The organism is Nocardia anaemiae NBRC 100462, assembly GCF_001612725.1.
Taxonomy (GTDB): domain Bacteria; phylum Actinomycetota; class Actinomycetes; order Mycobacteriales; family Mycobacteriaceae; genus Nocardia; species Nocardia anaemiae.
Map to the genome: position 1 here is coordinate 1 of NZ_BDAZ01000014.1, position 18,335 is coordinate 18,335.

Below are 18,335 nucleotides of genomic sequence, written 5' to 3' on the forward strand. Positions count from 1 at the left end.
GCCGGGGTCGCTTTCACCGGCGCTGGTGCCGGTGCCGGGTTGGCCACCTGCGCGGGCGCGGCCGCGGGCGCGGCGCTGTTACCGGAATCACCCGCGACTTCGGGCGTGTAATCGGCGAGGAACTCGTGCCAACTTTCATCGACGGAAGATGGATCCTGTTTGTACTTCTGATACATCTCATCGACTAGCCACTGGTTCTGTCCGAACTGGGAAGTTGAGCTGCTCACAGCAGGTGTTCGCCTCATTTCGTTCTTCGCGCTGCGACGTTTGTGACGTGCCCGGCACGGGGATCAGCGGATGCGCGCCGATGCGCCCTCTCTGAGGATAGGCCCAGCAGCAAATCAGTGGATCGACTGACCACCGGACAAACCCGATCCCAAAGATGACGACCCGTCCTCACCCGAGAATATTCCCCCCGTTTCGCTGGCCGCCGCCCATAGCTGGGCATAGCGGCCACCGGCCGCAACCAATGTGTCGTGCGTCCCGATTTCGACGATTCGTCCGTGCTCGACGACGGCGATCCGATCGGCTCGCGCGGCGGTGCCGAGGCGGTGCGCCACGACGACGGTGGTGCGGCCACGCGTCAGCGATCGGCTTGCTGCCAGCACCGATGCCTCGGTCTCCGGATCGAGGGTGGCGGTGGCCTCGTCGAGCAGCAATAGATCCGGGCGCACCAGTTCGGCTCTGGCGAGGGCGATCAGTTGGCGTTGGCCCGCCGAGAGCCCACGGCCGCGCTCGCCGATCGGATGGCGCATGCCCTGCGGTAGCGCCGCGATCATGTCGGCCGCACCGACCGCGGTGGCGGCCGCCGCGATCTCGGCTTCGGTCGCGCAAGGTTTCCCGAATGCAATGTTGCTGGCGACATCGCCGGTGAAGAGGTGAGCTTCCTGCGGGACGATGCCGAGCCGGGCGCGGTAGTCGGTGAGGCGGTAGTCGCGGATGTCGATGTCATCGACCTCGATCGCACCCGGGTTGTCGCGCGGTAGGTCGTAGAGGCGGGCGAGCAACTTGACGATGGTCGATTTGCCAGCGCCCGTCGGTCCGACCAACGCCAGCGTGGATCCGGCCGGAATCCGCAGTGACACTCCGTCGAGGGCGGGCTTCTCGGTGCCCGGGTAGTGGAATCGGATTCCGTCGAGGACGACCTCGCCGCGCAATCCGTGCTCGATCGCGATCGCGTCCGGTGGATCGGCGGCGATGGCGGACGGGGTGCGCAGCAGGTCGCCGATGCGGCGCAGGCCGACGCGCGCCTGCTGGTAGCCGTCGAAAACCTGGGACAACTGCAGGATCGGGCCGAAGAGCAGCTGCAGATACAGCACGAAGGCGATGAGTGTTCCCGCGGTCGTCGTATCGTCGGCGACTTCGCGCGCGCCGAAATACACGACCGCGGCCAGCGCCAGATCGGCCCAGGCGATGACGATGGCGAAGTACATGGCGATCGCGCGCTGGGCGCGCATCCGGCTGGCGCGGTACCGATCGGAGTATTCGGCGAAGCGGCGGGCGGCGATCGGCTCGTGCCGGTTGGCCTGGACGGCGCGCAGACCGGCGACATTCTCCTGGAAATCGGCATTGACGGTCGAGACGTGTTCGCGCGAGACGGTATATGCGGTGGCGGAGACGCGGCGGAACAGCGCGGTCGCCACCAGCAGTGGCGGCAGCGCGATCAGTACTACCGCCGCCAGCGAGGCGTCGATGACCGAGAGCGCCACCGCGATGCCGACCAGGGTGAGCACGCCGATCAGCGTGGTCGCGACGCCGGTTTGCAGGAAGGTCGAGAGGGCGTCCACGTCGGTGGTCATCCTGGTCATGATCCGACCGGACAGCTCGCGCTCGTAGTAGTCCAATCCCAGCCGTTGCAGATGGGCGTAGCTGCGCACGCGCAGGCCGTAGAGGACGCGTTCGCCGGTGCGTGCGGTGAGGACGGTGGTCGCCGCGCCGACGGCCAGACCCAGCACCACCAAGACCGCGCCGAGCACTCCGGCTCTGCCGAGTGCGCCCGAATCATGGCCGCTCACACCGGAATCGATGGCGTAACGCACGATCGGCGGGAAGGCGACGCCGATGAGGGTGTCCAGCGCGAGCAGCGTGATGACGGTCAGGACCAACCAGCGCACCGGACGCAGCAGGCGAGCGAGCCGGAATCCGGGATCCGGTTGCCGCAGCTCCTCCTCGTCCAAGCCGGGTTGTTCGGTGGCCGGTGGCAGACCTTCGATGGTGCGGCGCAATTCGGGGGTTTCGCTGAGATCGGCTGCTGCGCCGGAGAATCCGCCCGGGCCGCTAATCGGTGTGGCCGCGCGAGCGAAAGTGTCGACAATCGTGGCTTCGCCGGTGGCATATGAGACCGGCCCAGGCAGCCGGATCACCCGATCCGCATGCGCCAGTGTGGATTCCCGATGCGCCAGGATCAGCGTGGTGCGCCCGCCGGCATCGGGCAGCTTCTCGAAGATGGCCGCCTCGGTCACCGCGTCGACCGCGGAGGTCGCGTCATCGAGCACCAGAATCCGCGGGCGCGCCAATAGCGCTCTGGCCAAGGCGATTCGCTGCCGCTGGCCGCCGGAGAGCGTCAATCCGCGTTCGCCGACCACGGTGTCGTAGCCATCGGAGAGTTCGGTGATGAACTCGTCGGCGGCGGCAAGCTTTGCGGCATACCGTATTTCGGCATCGGTGGCCTCCGGGCGGCCGAGGGCGATATTCGCGGCGACGGTGTCGCTGAACAGGAACGGGTCGTCGAACACCACCCCCACCGCGCTGCGTAGATCGGATGCGCGCAGGTCGGCGATATCCACCCGCTCAGCGGTTTCCGTGGATCCGAACAGGCGGATGGCGCCGGAATCCGGGGCGTAGAAGCGCGGGAGAAGCAGCGAAAGCGTCGACTTTCCGGAGCCAGCGGGGCCGATGACGGCGACGGTCTCGCCGGGCCGCACGGTCAGGTCGAGGTCACGCAGGATCGGCTGCGCGGGATCGAATCCGAAAGTGAGCGAATCGATGTCGATGCCCAAGGGTCCGTCGGGGAGCTCGGCGGGGGCAGGCGGATCGGCGATTTCGGGGGCCGCGTCGATGACCTGGTAGACGCGCTCGGCGGCGGCCCTGGTCAGCTGGGCCATGATCACCACAGAGGACATGGTTCGGGTGGTGACGGTCATGGTCGTGACGTACGCGGAGAAGGCGAGAAAGGTGCCGATACCGATCACGCCGTGCAGGGCGAGCAGACCGCCGACAACGATCACCGCGACCAGTCCGGCTTGCGGAATCGTGGTCACCCCGGGGGCGAAGCGCGCATTGATCCCGGCGGCGCGCATGCGCTCGGCGTAGAGAACGCGCCCGTGCTCCTCCAGCACGCGCACCATCCGAGCTTCCTGCCCGAAACCCTTGACGACCCGCACGCCGGTGACTGTCTCTTCGACATGCTGCGCGACCTCGGCCGCGCGCTGCTGCGCCGACCACGTTGCCGCGTACAGGCGAGGCCGCATCCGATATACCAGCACCGCGATGGCGGGGACCACCAACAATGCGACAGCGGCCAGCGGCGGCGATAGCCACACCATGACCACGGCGGCCAGCAGGAACTCCAGCAATGCCAACCCAGACAGCGGCGTCATCGCCAAAAGGCCCTGCACCAACTGCAGATCCGTGATCGACCGCGACACCACCTGTCCGGTGCGCAGCGCGTCCTGCCCGACACCGTCCAGTCGCTGCAGCGAGGCGAGCAGGCTGACACGCAACGAGTGCTGCACATCGAGGGATAGCCGTCCGGCCAACATGCGGCGTCCGAAGGCCGCCGAGAAGCGTCCCAGCGCGACAAGGGCGAGCAGGGCCGCGATGGTCCCGATGACGGAGGTGTCACCGACCCCGGCCGCATCGACCGCCCGCTTGGTCAGCAGCGGCGCGGAGATCTCGACCACCGCTCCGGCCGTCAACGCGATGGCGATGCCGGTGACCGTTCCCCGGTGGCTCCAGCACTCGGTCCACAGTCTGCGCATCCAACCCATACCGCGCTCGGTCACTCCGCTGCTCATCCCGTCTGTCGTGCTGGTACCGACGGTAATGACACGTGCCGCACCGCTATTTGTTCCCCGCGGCCGGGACCGGATCAGAGGTCGGCGGTGCGGAGCAACCACCAGGCCCCGCCCGCGGCGGCGATGGTCCAGAGGATGAGGATCACCAGTGCGGCGGGGGTGGGGGCCAGGAAGTCGCTGTCTTTGAAGGAACCAACGGCGACGGTGCTGACGGTGGCCGAGCCGGGCAGGACGGTCACCACTCCGGCGAGGCCGATTGCCTTGGCGACGACCCAGATCAACGGTTCGATGATCACCAGCCAGCCGAGCATCGCCACGACCGCGGTGGTCGACGTGCGCAGCAGCAATCCCAGACCGGCGCCGATCAGCGACCAGCAGACCGCGGCGAGCAGACCGCCGCCGAGCACGGCGAGTAACCGCACTCCGAAATCGAATTTGCCGCGGCCGAAACCGAGCAGGCAGGCGAAGGCGATGAGTTCGACAACGAAGGTCACGGCCAGGGCGAAGCCAGCGGTGACCAGGAATTTCGCGGCTGCGAGCCGGTCACGGTCGGGGCTGAACAGCGCGGTGGACGGCATTGTCGCGTAACGGTATTCGGCTCCCGCACCGGCCGCGCCGAAGGCACCGGCCAGCACGATCGCGGCCGCGAGACCGATATATAGCCCGATGGTCGCCGCGCCCGTGGCCGGATTGGATTTCGGATCGGCGGGTCCGGCGAGCAGTGCGGTCACCGTGCTCGCGACGAGGGCGATCGCGGGGATCAGTGCGGCCAGGATTCGGCTGGCGCGCAGCGTGGCGACCTTGCGGACCTCGGAATTGACGGCCGGAACGAGGTCCGCGGGCAGGACGGTGATCATCGTGGAATCCCTTGCTGCGGTGCGATCCCGGCATAGGGGGCGGGCTGGGGTGGGCGGGCCGGTTTGACCAGTGCGGCGAGCACTCGGTCGGGGTGGATCTGGTCGGCCGCGATATTGTCCACGCGCACACCGGCCGCCGTCGCCGCCGCCCGGATCTGCGCTTCGGTCGCCTCGGCAACGGCGAGGCGACCGTCGGGACGGATCACCGCATCGGTGAAGCCCTGTGCGGCCAACATGGTGGCCAGTGCGATCGGGGTCGACGCGGCGACGACCAGACGATCGGGATGTCCGCGCCGTAGCCGGGCGGGCGTGCCCTGATAGACCACCGAACCCTCGCTGAGGACAATGATGCTGTCCGCCATCGGAATCACATTCGCGAGGCTTTCGCTGGACAACAGGACCGAGCCGCCGCGGCGGGTGTGCCGCCGCAGGAAGTCCGTCAGCCAGGTGCGTTCGGCCGCGTCGAGACCGGCCAGGGGATCGTCGAGAATCAGCAACTGCGGGTCGCCCAGCAGCGCGGTCGCCAGCGCCAGCCGGGTCCGCGAGCCGTCCGACAGCTCGCCCGCCCGCGTTTTCGCCAGGTCACCGAGGCCGACCACCTGGATCACCTCGTCGACCCGCGCGTCCTCGACACCGGCGGCCGCCGCATAGACCAGCAGATGATCGCGCGCGCTTCGAGCCGGATGCAGCCCGCGCGGCTGCAACATGCCGCCGACGACAACCGTCGCGGCTGCCTCGCCTCGCCGGGAGCCCGGTGCGCCGACCGCCGCGGTTCCGGCGGTCGGCTGGAGCAGACCGAGCAGGATCCGCAGGATCGTCGTCTTCCCCGCGCCCGCCGGACCCACCAGGGCGGCGGTGGTCCCGGACGGCACGGTGAAGCTCACGTCTTCGACCGCGGTGACCAGGTTGTAGCGCTTGGTCAGACCACGAACGGAGCAGGCGAGCGGTCGGGCAGCGCTCATCGCGGCGTGGTCGGGGGTTGCGGCTTCGCCGGATCCAGGGCGGGCAGTGGATCGGCGTCGATGACGAGCTGTCGATCGGCGGGCCAGGTCACCGGCGCGGGTCCGAATGCCTTGCGCGCGTTGTTGATCGTGGACTTGCCGAGGGTCCGGTTGCCGACGCCGCCGATCACCGCGCCGATACCGGCGGGCACCACCTTGCCCGCCATCAATGCCGCCCGCTTGGTGATGAAGCGAATGATGAATCGCTTGAGCAGCGAATCGTTCATGCTCGACAGGCCGGGAATCTTATTGGCGAACAAGGTGCCCCAGTTCTTCGCCGAATGACCGACCGTCTTCTCGACGATCTCCATCCCGCTCTCACCGAGCACGACCGCGAGCACAAGTGCCCGACGCGTCTCCTGGTCCTCGGGGGAGATGCCGTGCACGGCCGCGACGGCCAGCGTGAACACCGCGGACGCCTCCATGAAGAAGGTGGTCTCGGCACTGACCGCCGCGAGCGCCGCGATGGTGCCGACGCCCGGCACCGCCGCCGTCGCACCCACCGCGCCGCCGCTGCTGGTGACCGCGAGCAGGTACTGGTGTTCCAGCCGCTCGATGATCTGCGCGGGACTCTCCGATGGATGCGAACGCCGCAGCCGGTCCACGTACTTGGCGACCGCGGGCGCCTGCAGGCGCGACCCGGTATCGAGTAGCTGGACCACCGTCTTCTCGAACGTGCCTTTGAACACGGCGACATCCTCCTGTTCCGCCCGTACGCAACGACCTTATTGCACCGGCCGCCATCAACTCGTCATGACAACGATGTACCCGGTCGGCCGGGTTCCCAGCATGTCGGTTCGATCACGCCGGTTCGCGCAGGGCGGGCACCCGCTCGGTGAGCGGTGGCGGTGGCGGCGGGGTGCCGTCGCCGAATGGCCTGCCGCCCAGCGCTTCTCGGCCGTGCGGGGTCAGCCAGTCGGTCAGATCCGGCCCCTTGGGCACGATCTGCGTCGGATTGATGTCGCGGTGCACCACGTAGTAGTGCGTCTTGATCTGCCCGAAATCGACGGTGTCGCCGAATCCGGGTGTCTGGTAGAGATCACGCACATACGCCCACAGCACCGGCATTTCGCTCAGTTTGGAGCGGTTGGTCTTGAAATGGCTGTGGTAGACCGGGTCGAAGCGGACCAGCGTGGTGAACAGCCGCACATCGGCCTCGGTAATGGTGTCACCCACCAGGTAGCGCTGGCCGGCGAGCCGTTCCGACAGCCAGTCCAACCGACCGAAGAGCCGATCGTAGGCCTTCTCGTACGCCTCCTGGGTACCGGCGAATCCGCACCGGTACACACCGTTGTTGACATCCCGGAAGACCGCCTGGTTCACCTCGTCGATCTCGGCCCGCAGCTCCTGCGGATACAGCTGCGGCGCGCCGGGGCGATGGAATTCGGTCCACTCGCTGGAGAAATCGAGGGTGATCTGCGCGTAGTCGTTGGTCACCACCTGTCCGGTGTGGATGTCCACGAGTGCGGGCACCGTGATGCCGCGCGGATAGTCCGGGAACCGTGCCAGGTACGCATCGCGCAACCGGTGGATGCCGAGCACCGGATCCACCTCACCGGGATCCAGATCGAAGGTCCAGCTGAGCTTGTCGTGCGTCGGCCCGCACAAACCGAGCGAGATGACGTCTTCCAGCCCCAGCAGCCTGCGCACGATCAGTGTGCGATTGGCCCACGGACAGGCCCGCGCCGCGACCAGCCGATACCGGCCAGGCTCGACGGGATACCCGTCGCGGCCATCAGCAGTAATGCGTGTGGTGATGTAATTCGTATCCCGCTTGAACTCACCGGCTTCGACGTAGGAGCCGGTTTCCGATACCGCCTTGGTCACTTGCCTAGTCTGGCAGATCTTCGCCGGAATGAGGGCTGCGAGCGGTGTGCACGAGCATCGGGGGACGGCAGCGGGTGGAGTGGGTCAGCTTAGTCTTGCCGGATGAGTGATACGAAGGCCACCAGGCTGACCCGGGAAACCACCGACGGCGGCGCCGAGGTCGCGACCCTCACCCTGGCCAATCCGCCGCTGAATCTGTTCGACCGGTCGATGCTCGACGCGCTCGTCGAGGATCTCGCCGAGCTATCGGCCAATCCGCCGCGCGCGGTGCTGCTGCGGGCCGAGGGCAAACTGGTCTCCGGTGGCGTCGACGTGCACGTCTTCGACGGGTTGACGATCGAGCAGGGCGCTGAACTGTGGCGCGCCCTGTTCGCGCAGATCATCCATCCGCTAGAGGCGCTGCCGTGTCCGGTGGTCTTCGCCGCGCACGGCCTCACCCTGACCGCCGCCTTCGAAATGGCGCTGGCCTGCGACATCATCCTGGCCGCGCCGAAGGCGAAATTCGGCCTGGTGGAGACGGTCGTCGGCCTGACGCCGTCGATGGGCGGTCCGCAGCGACTGGCCGAGCGCGCCGGTTCGGGCCGCGCCCGCGAATTCGTGATGACCGGTGACCTCTACGATGCCGCGACCATGGCCGAATGGGGCGTGGTCAACGCGGTCCACGACGATGTCGACGCTGCCGCACGGGAACTGACGACTCGCCTGGCGGAGGGCCCAACCCGGGCGCATGCCGCGACCAAACAGATCATCGAGGCGTGGCGCTCCGGTGGTGTGGCGCACGCGGATTCGGTGACGCCGGAGGTGTCCGGCGCACTGTTCGATACCGCGGATCTGCGCGGCGCGGTGCGCAGCTTCCTGGAGGTCGGGCCGGGGAAGGCGACATACACCGGCCGGTGACAGCAAGGACACGTTCCTCGCCTATGCCAGCGAAAGTGTGACTCGCGTCATATAGTCGCAGGAGCCTGCAGGCTCGAGGCGCGTGCGGAGGACCCATGTCGCAGTTTTTGGTCGAATATCCACTCAACCGTCCGGATGCTTGCGATGCCCCGCTGGCCCGCGGCGCCGATGGGGTGCTGCGCTACGGCAACCTCACCCCGGCGCTGACCGAACTATTGGATCTGCAGGTGCATGCCTTCTCGGCCAGGGAGGCCGTGGTGGAGATCGGCGGCCCCCGGCTGAGTTATCGGGAGCTGTGGCACTCCGCCTCCCGCATCGCGGGTGGTCTGCAGGAACACGGCATCGGCTACGGCGACCGGGTCGCCATCCACATGCCGACGGGCGTGCGCTGGGTACAGGCCTTTCTCGGGGCGCTGCTCAGCGGCGCGGTCCCGGTGCTGGTCCACGATGGACTGCCCGATGCGGTCGCCGAGCGGGTGATGGCCGACAGCAGTACCGATTTCGTGCTCGGCGGCGGCAGCGACGAATTGCCCGACGGCGCCGCCTTCATCGATGACGGTGCGGCCCTGAGCGATCTGGCACTGCTCTGCTACACCAGCGGCACCGGGGTCTGTCCGGCCAATGCCACCGTCGCGCCCAAAGGCGTCGAGCTGACCAACGAAAATCTGCTGTCGGCGATCCGTTCCGTCGTCGCGGCGATGGATCTGCCGACCGATGGACTGCGCAATCTGGTGTTGTTACCGCTGGCCCATGCCAGCGGCTGTGTGGACCAGCTATTGCCGACCTTCGCGGTCGGCGGCACCGTCGTCCTCGCGCCGGACGGTCGCAGTCTCGCCGAAACCATTGTCTCCGAACGGATCGATATGGTTTCCGCGACACCGCGCATCTTCGCCCGCCTGCTGCCCGAACTCGCGGGACTGCGCACCGAGGGACTGCGCACCGAGGGCATCGTCCGGGTCAGCAATGCGGGACATCGCGGCGAACGCGCCGCCGATCGCACCGATCCGGCGGATCTGGTGGCGCCGCTGCGGGATATGTTCCCGGCCGCGCGGCAGTGGTCGGTCTGGGGCGCGACCGAGACCAGTGGCATCGGCTTGGTGATGGACGACTCCACCGACACCGCGCCCGGTGCCGATCCGGTGCTCGGATTCGCGTTCGGTGGAACCGAATTGGCGCTGTGGGGGCCGCGGGCGCAGACCGGTCACGGCGAATTGCTGTGCCGCGGACCGAATGTCACCCACCGCTACTGGAACGATCCGGAGACCACCGCCGATCGCTTCACCGGAAGTTGGTTCCATACCGGCGATCAGGTCAGCATCGACGCCGACGGTCTGGTCCGGCGCGAGCAGGCGCAGGCGGGGTGACTCACTCGAGCAGGCGATCGCGCAGCCGTGCGCGCAGGTCCGCGGTGAACCCGATGGCGGTCAGGTAGGTCTCGAAATCACCGTGGCTTTCGTGCACCGCATCCGTCGCGATGCGCAGGTAGTCCTCGCGCACACCGAGGATATCGATGGAAAGTTCGACTCCCGCAGTGAGTTTCGGCGCCATCATGGCGCGCAGGGCGGGGACGGCGTCATTGCTGGCCATGAAGTCGGTGAGCACATCGGCCTCGCCGACCGCGACGGCGCGCAGCAGTGTCGCGATCGCCCAGCCGGTCCGGTCCTTACCTGCCGCGCAGTGCACCAGCACCGCGCCGTCGCCGGCGGCGATCGTCTCGGCGATGGTGATGATCGCGGCATTGGCCTCGGGCAGGGCCGGGAAGTACCGGTAGACCTCGAGCATGTGCGTGAACGCCGAATCGGTCTGCGCATCGTGCGGCGGCGCCTCGGTCATCCGGGAGTCGAACGGTGTGACATTCAGCCGCACGCCCTCGGGCAGATTGTCGTGGCCGATGTGCTCGATCTCGCGCGGCCCGCGCAGGTCGAAGACATCGGTGACGCCGAGTTCGCGCAGGATCGCGTGGCCGGGCAGATCGAGGCCGCTCAACTGGGCCGAGCGCAACAGTACGCCGGGACGGATCCGCGCGCCGTCGACGGTGCGCAGACCGCCGAGATCGCGGAAGTTGAACGTGCCGGTCAGATAGAACTGGTCGGCGGAGGGCGAGAGAGTCACCGGTCCAGGCTAGCTACCCCGCGGCGTCGGCACGGTGTCGATCGCGGAACCGTCGGTAGTCCAGTTTGCGAGGTCTTTGTGTGGGATCCGCCACAGAATGCCGGGGCGGGACCGGCTGACACCGTAGTCTGGTCGATGGTCTTCTTGCGTAGGGCAGACGCGAGAATGACGCCCGGGGAGGCGATTCCGGTGCACACCACTGGATCGCAGCGCGATTCCGGTTGGGTAACAAAACATTCTTCCAGTCTGGAAATACCCGCCGAAGCCGTTCTTAAACCCCGGAAACCCCTTACCATTGGTGAATGTTGGACTGGGCATCCAGGAAATTCCCTAGCGGGGGATTCGTGAGAGCGGCCTGTCATGTTCAGCGAGTCGCGCCGACGAAGGTGCGCGAGTTCTTTCCTCGAGGGAGTCGTCGTTGAGCGTACGTGGAGAAATAGCGGCGGTCAGGCTGCGGCCGACCATCTGCGAGGCCGTCGAGAAGGCGGCCGCCTCGCTCGATTTCACCGGAGTGCGAGCGCTTCGGGTGCTGCTGCATGCCGGTGTGAGCGCGTACTGGCCGCTGGTCAAGGCGGCACCGGCCAAGCAGGCCCGCAGGTACGAGGCGACCGCGCATCAGCTGGCCGAACGGTGGGAGGCGCAGACCGAATGTGTCGCCGACCCGCAGACCACGGCCCTGTTCCGCGAAATGGATTCCGAGGTCGCGAGCTTCCTGGACCTGTGTGCCGACCGTTCCGGCGCGCAGTGGTTGGAGCCGACCGATGCCATCGCGGCCTATGCGGTCTCGGTGCTGCAGGGCACGGTGCTGCGCTGGCTCGCCGATTGCAATGACGAAACGATGCTGGTGGTACTCGACGACCTGGTCAGCAGCCTGGCGAGCCGGGCCGCCGAAGTCTGATTCCGGCAGTACTGGACGCCTGACCAGTTTGGTGGTTGAGTGGGTCCGGTGACCGACACGTCGCCGATTGTCGCCCTGCACGCGGCCACGGCCGAGCTCGACCCGCCGCTTGCCGCCCTCGACCTGCCCGCGCTGCGCGCCAATGCCGCTGACCTGGTCCGTCGCGCGGGTGGCGTGCCCATCCGGGTGGCGAGTAAATCGGTGCGCTGTCGCGCGGTGCTCGAAGAGGTGCTCGGCACCGGGCTCACCGCATCCGGCGGCTTCGCGGGCATCATGTCCTATTCGTTGGCGGAGGCGATCTGGCTGGTCCGCCTCGGTGCGCGCGATGTGCTGCTCGGCTATCCGACCGTCGACCGCGCGGCGCTCGCCGAACTCGCCGCCGATGACACGCTGCGCCGATCCATTACGTTGATGATCGATGACCTCGCGCAGCTGGACCTGATCCGCGCCGCGGTCGGCACCGATCTGGTGCGGCCGAGGATCTGCCTCGACGTGGACGCATCGCTGCGAATCGGACCGCTGCACTTGGGCGTTCGACGCTCGCCGGTACGTACCCCCGAACAGGCCGCCGTGCTGGCGCGCGAGGCGGTGCGCCGTGGGTTCGACGTGATCGGCGTGATGACCTATGAGGCGCAGATCGCCGGGCTGCCCGACGCCAATATCGCTGTGCGCCTGGTGAAGCGGGCCTCGGCGGCCGAGATCGGCAAGCGGCGCAGGCAGGTGCTGGACGCTGTGCGCTCGGTGGTCGGCACGTTGGAGATCGTCAATAGCGGCGGCTCGGGATCCATCGAGGTCAGCGTCGCCGATTCGGATGTCACCGAGGCGACCGCGGGCTCCGGGCTGTATGTGCCGACGCTCTTCGATCACTACCGCGCCTTCACCCCGCGCCCGGCACTGTTCTTCGCCACATCGGTGCTGCGCAAGCCGACCCGGTCCATCGCAACGGTTTTCGCTGGCGGCTACATCGCCTCCGGTCCGACCGGGGCGTCGCGGGTGCCGAAGCCGGTGTGGCCCACCGGTTTGAAGCTGCTCGGCACCGAGGGGGCCGGCGAGGTGCAGACGCCGCTGTCCGGGGCCGCCGAACTGCGGATCGGCGACCGGGTGTGGTTCCGGCATGCCAAGGCGGGCGAGTTGTGCGAGCGGTTCGACCAAGTTCATCTGATCGATGGCGACGGCACGCGGACGACCGTGCCCACTTATCGCGGTGAGGGCAACTGCTTCGGCTGAGCCGCCGCCAATTGCGAATTGCGTTGGATGGCAATTTCAAGATCGAATTCCGCTAAAAGAACCAACCGGTTCGGATTGATTATTTCGGTCACGAACCGAACAAATGATGAAAGAAATATTCAGCTGAGTCGCAGGAATGTCGCCAGATCCGAGAGATCGTCCGGCGTACTCGGCAGATATTCGGTGAGCAGTGGGGACCGAATGATCATCGCCTTCCACATGGCCCGGCACAGCGTCGCCTGAACCAGGCCGCGCGAGAGCAGGAATCGCATACCGTAGGGCGCGTCGGCGGGGCTGGAGGTGGTCATCGACATGAGCACCACCGCCGCCTCCCGGCCGCGGAATCGCTCGGCGGTGCCGACCAGCACATCCTCGATCTTGGCCCGGGCCAACAGCGTTCGGATCAGGCCGACCTGGGCGCTGTAGGGCGCGACCACCAGGATGTCGTGCGGATGCAGCCGTCGTGTCATCGCACCGGTCGTCCAGGAAACGCCGAGCAGGGCACGCACCCGCCGGACCACCTCGCGGGCCTCGGCCACCGATTCGGTCGAATCACCACTGTGCGGCACCAGCACCGTCTCCAGGCCTGGTTCGATGCCATCCAGTTGCCGTGCGAGCGTGACGGTTTCATTGGAGCGCAGCCGGTTGTCGTAGTACAGCCGGGAGATCGGATCACAGACCCGCGGATGCATCCGCCAGGTGCGATCCAGGAAGTAGCCGCGCTCGGTGGGCAGGGTGTGGCGGCCCTCGGTGAGCCAGCCGAGCACCGATTCGTCGACCGGCTCGGGATGCGCGCTGCGTGCCGCCGACGGCGCGGGATCACCGAGCAGTAGCAGATTGCGCGCACTCACCGCGACGGCGACGGTGTCGGCGAGTGGGAAGCGGCCCGCATCGGCGATCACCAGCAGGTCCAGACTGTCGCCGGGAACCACATCGTCATCGGCGAAATCGGCAGGTACGCCGCCGATTACGCAGCCGTTGACCGCATTGTCCAGGAACCGCGGATAGCGCGTGCCGTCGATCACCGACCACTCCGGCGCCACTGCCTGCACATCCTTCTTGGCCACCAGTTCCGGTAGCACGCCCATCGCGACGATCATGTCGAGCAGACTCTCCACCGTCGCATGCGTCTGCGCGACAATGCCGACGCGCCACTTGTGCCGGGTGACCAGACGTTCGATCGCCCTTGCGATGGTGGAGGTTTTGCCGGTGCCCGACGGTCCCTGCACCGCGAGATAGGAATCGTCGAGATCACGCAGCGCGGCCGTGATGGCCGCCGCATGGTCACCGTGCACATCCGGTAGCCGCTCGGCACGCCGTAGGCGCGGTGGTCGGCGGGCGAGGATGTCGAAGACCGCGCCCGCCGGGATCTCCGGTAGGGCCATCAGCAGTTGCTGGGCGGCGAATTCGACCGCGGTCTCGATGTTCTCGTCCCAGGCAGGCAGGCCGGGTGCGATCGCGATCGGCAGTTCGTCATAGGGTTCGCAGGCGTGCGGCAATAGTTCTTCCAGCCGCACGGTGTCGTCGAAGTTCGCGTCCACCGAACAGCCGAGCACGGTCGCGGTGGCGGTCGCGCGCCGACCGACAGCGGTGATCATCCCGGCGGCGACCGGCTGATCGTAGAAGGTGTAGACGGTGGTGCCCGGTGTCAGCACCGTGCCGTTCGCGGCCCCGCCCGGGGTCTCGCTACCGCCCCAGCCGATGCCGATCCGTCCGGTCAGCGTGAGGTATCTGCGCATGGTCGGCTGATGCGGGCTGCGATGCCACTTGGTATCGACCGTGCCCCAATCGGCGACCAATACCCCTGGCGCGTCGGCCCATTCGTCGACCGGATGACTGAGCCGGTCGGCATGTGCCAACCACAGCGGCTGGCGTTCGCGTCGGTGATAACCGAGCGCCGCCGCCATCAATGCCGCGGGATGACGTGGTTCGCCCTGTGCCGCCGCGAATTCCGCGAGTGCGGCTTCGATCGAGGAGGGCCGCGACGGCGGCGGCGGGTCCGGCTGCTCCGGGCTCGGCACCAGGCACCACGAACTCGCCTGGTCCAGTAGCACCGCATCCGGATCCACCCGCCCTTCGGCCACCCGATCCAGCAACCAGTCGCGCAGCCGCAGCACGGTGACGCAATCGCGTTCCTGGCCCGGCGCATTCGGCAACAGCCGCCGCAACCGGCTCAGCCGGTAGGAGCGTTCCCCGATCAGCAAGGCATTGCGCACGATCGGATAAAGATCGACGAGCACACCGGCGTGCAGCAGATCCTCGACAGTCTCCGCACCGACGCCGTACCGACCCGTCCACCGCAGCAGCGCCGAGCGCACGCCGGAGGTGTAGTGGTACACGCGCGCATCCGGATACATCCGCAGCCGTTGCGCGATGAAGTCGAGCACCTCGTCCAATGCGCGCCGCTGCCCGGCCTCCTCGTCGGTGCTATCGGTCAGCGCGCGATACGGTGCGGGAGTGGCGCCGAAGGGGGCACGGAAGGCCAGGTGGACCGTGCCGTTGCCGCCCACCTCGATAGCGAGCAGCCGACCCGATGGCTCCTCCTCGATGGTGAGCGCGAGATCGTCCGGTGACGGCGGCGGCAGCGCGCCCAATGCGATCGGGTCGACCAGCGTGTGGGTCGGTTGTCCGGAATCTTCTCGGGCCAGCTGGATTTCGGCTTGGCGACGCAATGCGGTAAAAGTGCGCGGCGGCAGGCCGGGCACAGTAGCGGTGCTAGTTGTTGCCAGCCGATCGATGGTGCTCACCCCGGCCTCGCGCAGTCGGGCCCTCGCCGTGCGCGGCATACCCGCGACCAGCAGCAGATCGCGTGCCGCCGAGATGGCGGTGGTACAGGTGCGGCAGTGGCCGCAGGCGAGATAGCGCGGATCGCCCCACTGCACGGGCAGCAACTCGCTCAGTTTGTCTTCCAGGATCCGCTCCACCCGGCCGCGCCGAGCCAGATACACCGGCAGCAGATCGGTGAGCGCGAAGGTCTCGCTGTCCTCGTCCAGGTACAACCGGACCAGGGGCGCGGTGAGCGCGCCGCTGCGGTCCAAAGCGTCGGCGCAGGCGGCGAGTTCGAGTGCCGCGTCGATCCGATCCGGTGCACCCGCCGCGGTGCCGTGCGCGGTATAGCGCACCCGATGACCGGCCCGAACCAGGAAATCGCTGGTACAGACGAATTTTCCGTCGAAAAAGGTGGCACCGTGGATTACGTGCGCACCGGCCCGCAGCGCCGCGACCGTCTCAGCATTGGCGGCCCGCAGCGCGGCGATATATCCCTCGGCGTCGGCCGCCGGATCGTGCGCGGCGCAATGGATCTCCACCATCTGAGTGCCGAACCGATCACGGAAGTCCGCGAGTCTGCGTGCGCGCGCATCGTCGAATGCGCTGCGCGACGCATGATCCGGCAGCACATCCGCCGTGCCCGCGATGATGCCGAGTTCGGTATCGAGGGCACGCAGCAACTGGAATTCACAGTGCGCCGCACGCACCAGGTCGACGGCGGAACAGACGACACGATCACCGAACACGATCAAACGCGGCCTCCTGTGTCTTCGCCGGACACGGACGGCAACACTGTAGCTAGCCGATTCGACCGCGTTGAACTCGGTGTCCGCGGGGGCCCTGCGTGGTTACGCAAGCTACCGCCTCCGGGCCCGTCGCTCCCACCGGCGGTTTACCCGTCCCGGTTCAGGAGCGCGGCTTACGCCGTTCGGGTCGCTTGCCGCCGTCGCGATCGCGACGCGGTCCGGCACGGAACGGGCGTCCGCTCGGCGGGCCGGAATCGAGTTGCAGCTGAATGAGCTGGCCGCTGATCCTGGTCCGCCGCAACGCTTCCAGCGTCTCCGAGGATAGGTCGGCGGGCAGTTCGACCAGGCTGTGGTCCGGCCGGATGCTGATATGGCCGAAATCGCTGCGGCGCAATCCACCCTCGTTGGCGATGGCGCCGACGATCGCGCCGGGCACCACCCGGTGCCGCTTGCCGACGCTGATCCGGTAGGTCGCCAATTCGGCTCCCGTCCCGCGGTGATGCGACGGACCACGATCCTCGCCCTCGAACCGGCGGGCGGGCCGATCCCCGCGCGGCATGCGTTCGCGCTGCGGGCGTTCGACCGGCTCCGGCTCGGGCTCCATGAAGAAGTTGTCGCCGTCGTAGCCGCTGACCGCCAGCGCCGCCGCGATGTCCACCAGCGGAATGTTGTGCTCGCGTTCGTAATCCTCGATGAGCTTGCGGAACAGCGCCAGATTCGTCGAGCTGAGATTCTCGGTGATCGAATCGCCGAATTTGGCGACGCGCTGGGTGTTCACATCATCGACGCTCGGCAGCTGCATTTCGGTCAGCGGATGCCGGGTGGCGCGCTCGATCGCCTTGAGCAGATGACGTTCCCGCGGCGCGACGAAAAGCAGTGCCTCACCGCTGCGCCCGGCCCGGCCGGTACGGCCGATGCGGTGCACATAGGACTCGGTGTCGTGCGGAATGTCGTAGTTGACCACATGCGAGATGCGATCGACATCGAGTCCGCGGGCGGCGACATCGGTGGCGACCAGGATGTCCAGCGCACCGGACTTCAGCTGCCCGATGGTGCGCTCACGCTGGTTCTGCGCGATATCGCCATTGATCGCCGCGGCCGAGAAACCACGCGAGCGCAGCTTTTCGGCCAACTCCTCGGTGGCCTGCTTGGTGCGTACGAACAGGATCATCGCCTCGAACGACTCGACCTCGAGGATCCGGGTGAGTGCGTCGAGCTTGCGCTGATGGGAAACTTGCACCCAGCGCTGGGTGATGTTGGTGGCGGTCGAGGTCTTCGACTTGACGGTGATCTCGACCGGTTCGCGCAGATACTTCTTGGAGATGCTGCGGATCGCCGCGGGCATGGTCGCGGAGAACAGCGCGACCTGCTTCTCGCGCGGGGTGTCGGCGAGGATGCGCTCGACATCCTCCTGGAACCCCATCTTCAGCATCTCGTCGGCCTCGTCGAGCACCAGATACTGCAGCTGCGACAGGTCGAGCGTGCCCTTCTCCAGATGGTCGATCACCCGGCCCGGCGTGCCGACCACGACATGCGCACCGCGGCGCAGTCCGGAGAGCTGGACGCCATAGGCCTGGCCGCCGTAGATAGGCAGCACATGCAGTCCGGGAATGTGGGTGGCGTAGCGGCCGAATGCCTCGGCGACCTGGATCGCGAGTTCACGCGTCGGGGCCAGCACGAGGGCGCGCGGAAGTTTGCCGGTCGCCTCGATACCCATGAGGATCGGAATGGCGAATGCCGCCGTTTTGCCGGTGCCGGTCTGGGCCAGCCCGACCACATCGGCGCCTTGGAGCAGCGGTGGAATGGTCGCCGCCTGGATGGGAGACGGCGACTCATAGCCCACATCGGCGATGGCCGCGAGAACGCGCTCATCGATGCCGAGATCGGCGAAGGTCGGGCCGTCGTTGTCCCTGTCGTTGTCGCCAGGAACGCTGTCGACCTGATTGGTACTCATTGACCAGCAGTTTACTGCCTCGCGGTGGTCG

The 18,335-nt window shown here is 67.5% G+C and carries 13 protein-coding genes; 4 read left to right on the forward strand and 9 right to left on the reverse strand.

Annotated elements, in window-relative coordinates; genetic code table 11:
• The 6 genes from NA5_RS39165 to NA5_RS09345 all read right to left on the reverse strand — a co-directional run.
• Nucleotides 1–227: 2-oxoglutarate dehydrogenase E1 subunit family protein (locus NA5_RS39165; protein ID WP_169811276.1), on the reverse strand; the 227-nt coding region annotated here is incomplete at its 3' end.
• Nucleotides 228–341: 114 nt separating this feature from the next.
• Entirely contained in the window at nucleotides 342–4,016 is a 3,675-nt protein-coding gene (locus NA5_RS09325; protein ID WP_062984068.1) for an ABC transporter ATP-binding protein, read from the reverse strand.
• A gap of 74 nt (nucleotides 4,017–4,090) precedes the next feature.
• A complete protein-coding gene (locus NA5_RS09330) occupies nucleotides 4,091–4,873 on the reverse strand; it encodes an ABC transporter permease (RefSeq protein ID WP_062984070.1) in 783 nt (260 codons plus the stop codon).
• Nucleotides 4,870–5,835 (reverse strand): ABC transporter ATP-binding protein, encoded by a 966-nt coding sequence (locus NA5_RS09335; protein WP_062984072.1) that lies wholly within the window; start codon nucleotides 5,833–5,835, stop codon nucleotides 4,870–4,872. Before NA5_RS09335 ends, NA5_RS09330 begins: the two co-directional genes overlap by 4 nt.
• The gene (locus tag NA5_RS09340; RefSeq protein WP_062984074.1) at nucleotides 5,832–6,563 is read right to left on the reverse strand and encodes a hypothetical protein; all 732 of its coding nucleotides are present in this window, start codon (nucleotides 6,561–6,563) and stop codon (nucleotides 5,832–5,834) included. Before NA5_RS09340 ends, NA5_RS09335 begins: the two co-directional genes overlap by 4 nt.
• A gap of 112 nt (nucleotides 6,564–6,675) precedes the next feature.
• The gene (locus tag NA5_RS09345; protein ID WP_062984075.1) at nucleotides 6,676–7,701 is read right to left on the reverse strand and encodes a glutathione S-transferase family protein; all 1,026 of its coding nucleotides are present in this window, start codon (nucleotides 7,699–7,701) and stop codon (nucleotides 6,676–6,678) included.
• 102 nt (nucleotides 7,702–7,803) lie between these two features.
• Between NA5_RS09345 and NA5_RS09350 the strand changes: the two genes are divergently transcribed.
• Nucleotides 7,804–8,598, forward strand: a complete 795-nt coding sequence (locus NA5_RS09350) for an enoyl-CoA hydratase/isomerase family protein (RefSeq protein WP_062984077.1) — start codon at nucleotides 7,804–7,806, stop codon at nucleotides 8,596–8,598.
• Nucleotides 8,599–8,693: 95 nt separating this feature from the next.
• Nucleotides 8,694–9,962 (forward strand): class I adenylate-forming enzyme family protein, encoded by a 1,269-nt coding sequence (locus NA5_RS09355; protein ID WP_062984079.1) that lies wholly within the window; start codon nucleotides 8,694–8,696, stop codon nucleotides 9,960–9,962.
• Nucleotide 9,963: 1 nt separating this feature from the next.
• Here the strand turns inward: NA5_RS09355 and NA5_RS09360 are convergent, their stop codons facing one another.
• Nucleotides 9,964–10,710 (reverse strand): tyrosine-protein phosphatase, encoded by a 747-nt coding sequence (locus NA5_RS09360; RefSeq protein WP_062984081.1) that lies wholly within the window; start codon nucleotides 10,708–10,710, stop codon nucleotides 9,964–9,966.
• A 418-nt stretch (nucleotides 10,711–11,128) separates the two neighbouring features.
• On the opposite strand from NA5_RS09360, the gene NA5_RS09365 reads away from it, so the two are divergent.
• The gene (locus NA5_RS09365) at nucleotides 11,129–11,608 is read left to right on the forward strand and encodes a TetR family transcriptional regulator (RefSeq protein WP_084483990.1); all 480 of its coding nucleotides are present in this window, start codon (nucleotides 11,129–11,131) and stop codon (nucleotides 11,606–11,608) included.
• A 39-nt stretch (nucleotides 11,609–11,647) separates the two neighbouring features.
• On the forward strand, nucleotides 11,648–12,835 hold the full coding sequence (locus tag NA5_RS09370) for an amino acid deaminase/aldolase (RefSeq protein WP_157110303.1): 1,188 nt from the start codon (nucleotides 11,648–11,650) through the stop codon (nucleotides 12,833–12,835).
• A gap of 119 nt (nucleotides 12,836–12,954) precedes the next feature.
• Here the strand turns inward: NA5_RS09370 and NA5_RS09375 are convergent, their stop codons facing one another.
• Complete coding sequence (locus NA5_RS09375; RefSeq protein ID WP_245672176.1) at nucleotides 12,955–16,350, reverse strand: AAA domain-containing protein; 3,396 nt, start codon at nucleotides 16,348–16,350, stop codon at nucleotides 12,955–12,957.
• A gap of 160 nt (nucleotides 16,351–16,510) precedes the next feature.
• Nucleotides 16,511–18,304, reverse strand: a complete 1,794-nt coding sequence (locus NA5_RS09380; RefSeq protein WP_062984085.1) for a DEAD/DEAH box helicase — start codon at nucleotides 18,302–18,304, stop codon at nucleotides 16,511–16,513.
• Nucleotides 18,305–18,335 lie beyond the last annotated feature (31 nt).

Coding starts and splice junctions, on each gene's coding strand:
- NA5_RS09355 (WP_062984079.1), top strand. CDS start 8,694: ATGTCGCAGTTTTTGGTCGAATATCCACTCAACCGTCCGGATGCTTGC.
- NA5_RS09380 (WP_062984085.1), bottom strand. CDS start 18,304: ATGAGTACCAATCAGGTCGACAGCGTTCCTGGCGACAACGACAGGGAC.
- NA5_RS09335 (WP_062984072.1), bottom strand. CDS start 5,835: ATGAGCGCTGCCCGACCGCTCGCCTGCTCCGTTCGTGGTCTGACCAAG.
- NA5_RS09330 (WP_062984070.1), bottom strand. CDS start 4,873: ATGATCACCGTCCTGCCCGCGGACCTCGTTCCGGCCGTCAATTCCGAG.
- NA5_RS09325 (WP_062984068.1), bottom strand. CDS start 4,016: ATGAGCAGCGGAGTGACCGAGCGCGGTATGGGTTGGATGCGCAGACTG.
- NA5_RS09350 (WP_062984077.1), top strand. CDS start 7,804: ATGAGTGATACGAAGGCCACCAGGCTGACCCGGGAAACCACCGACGGC.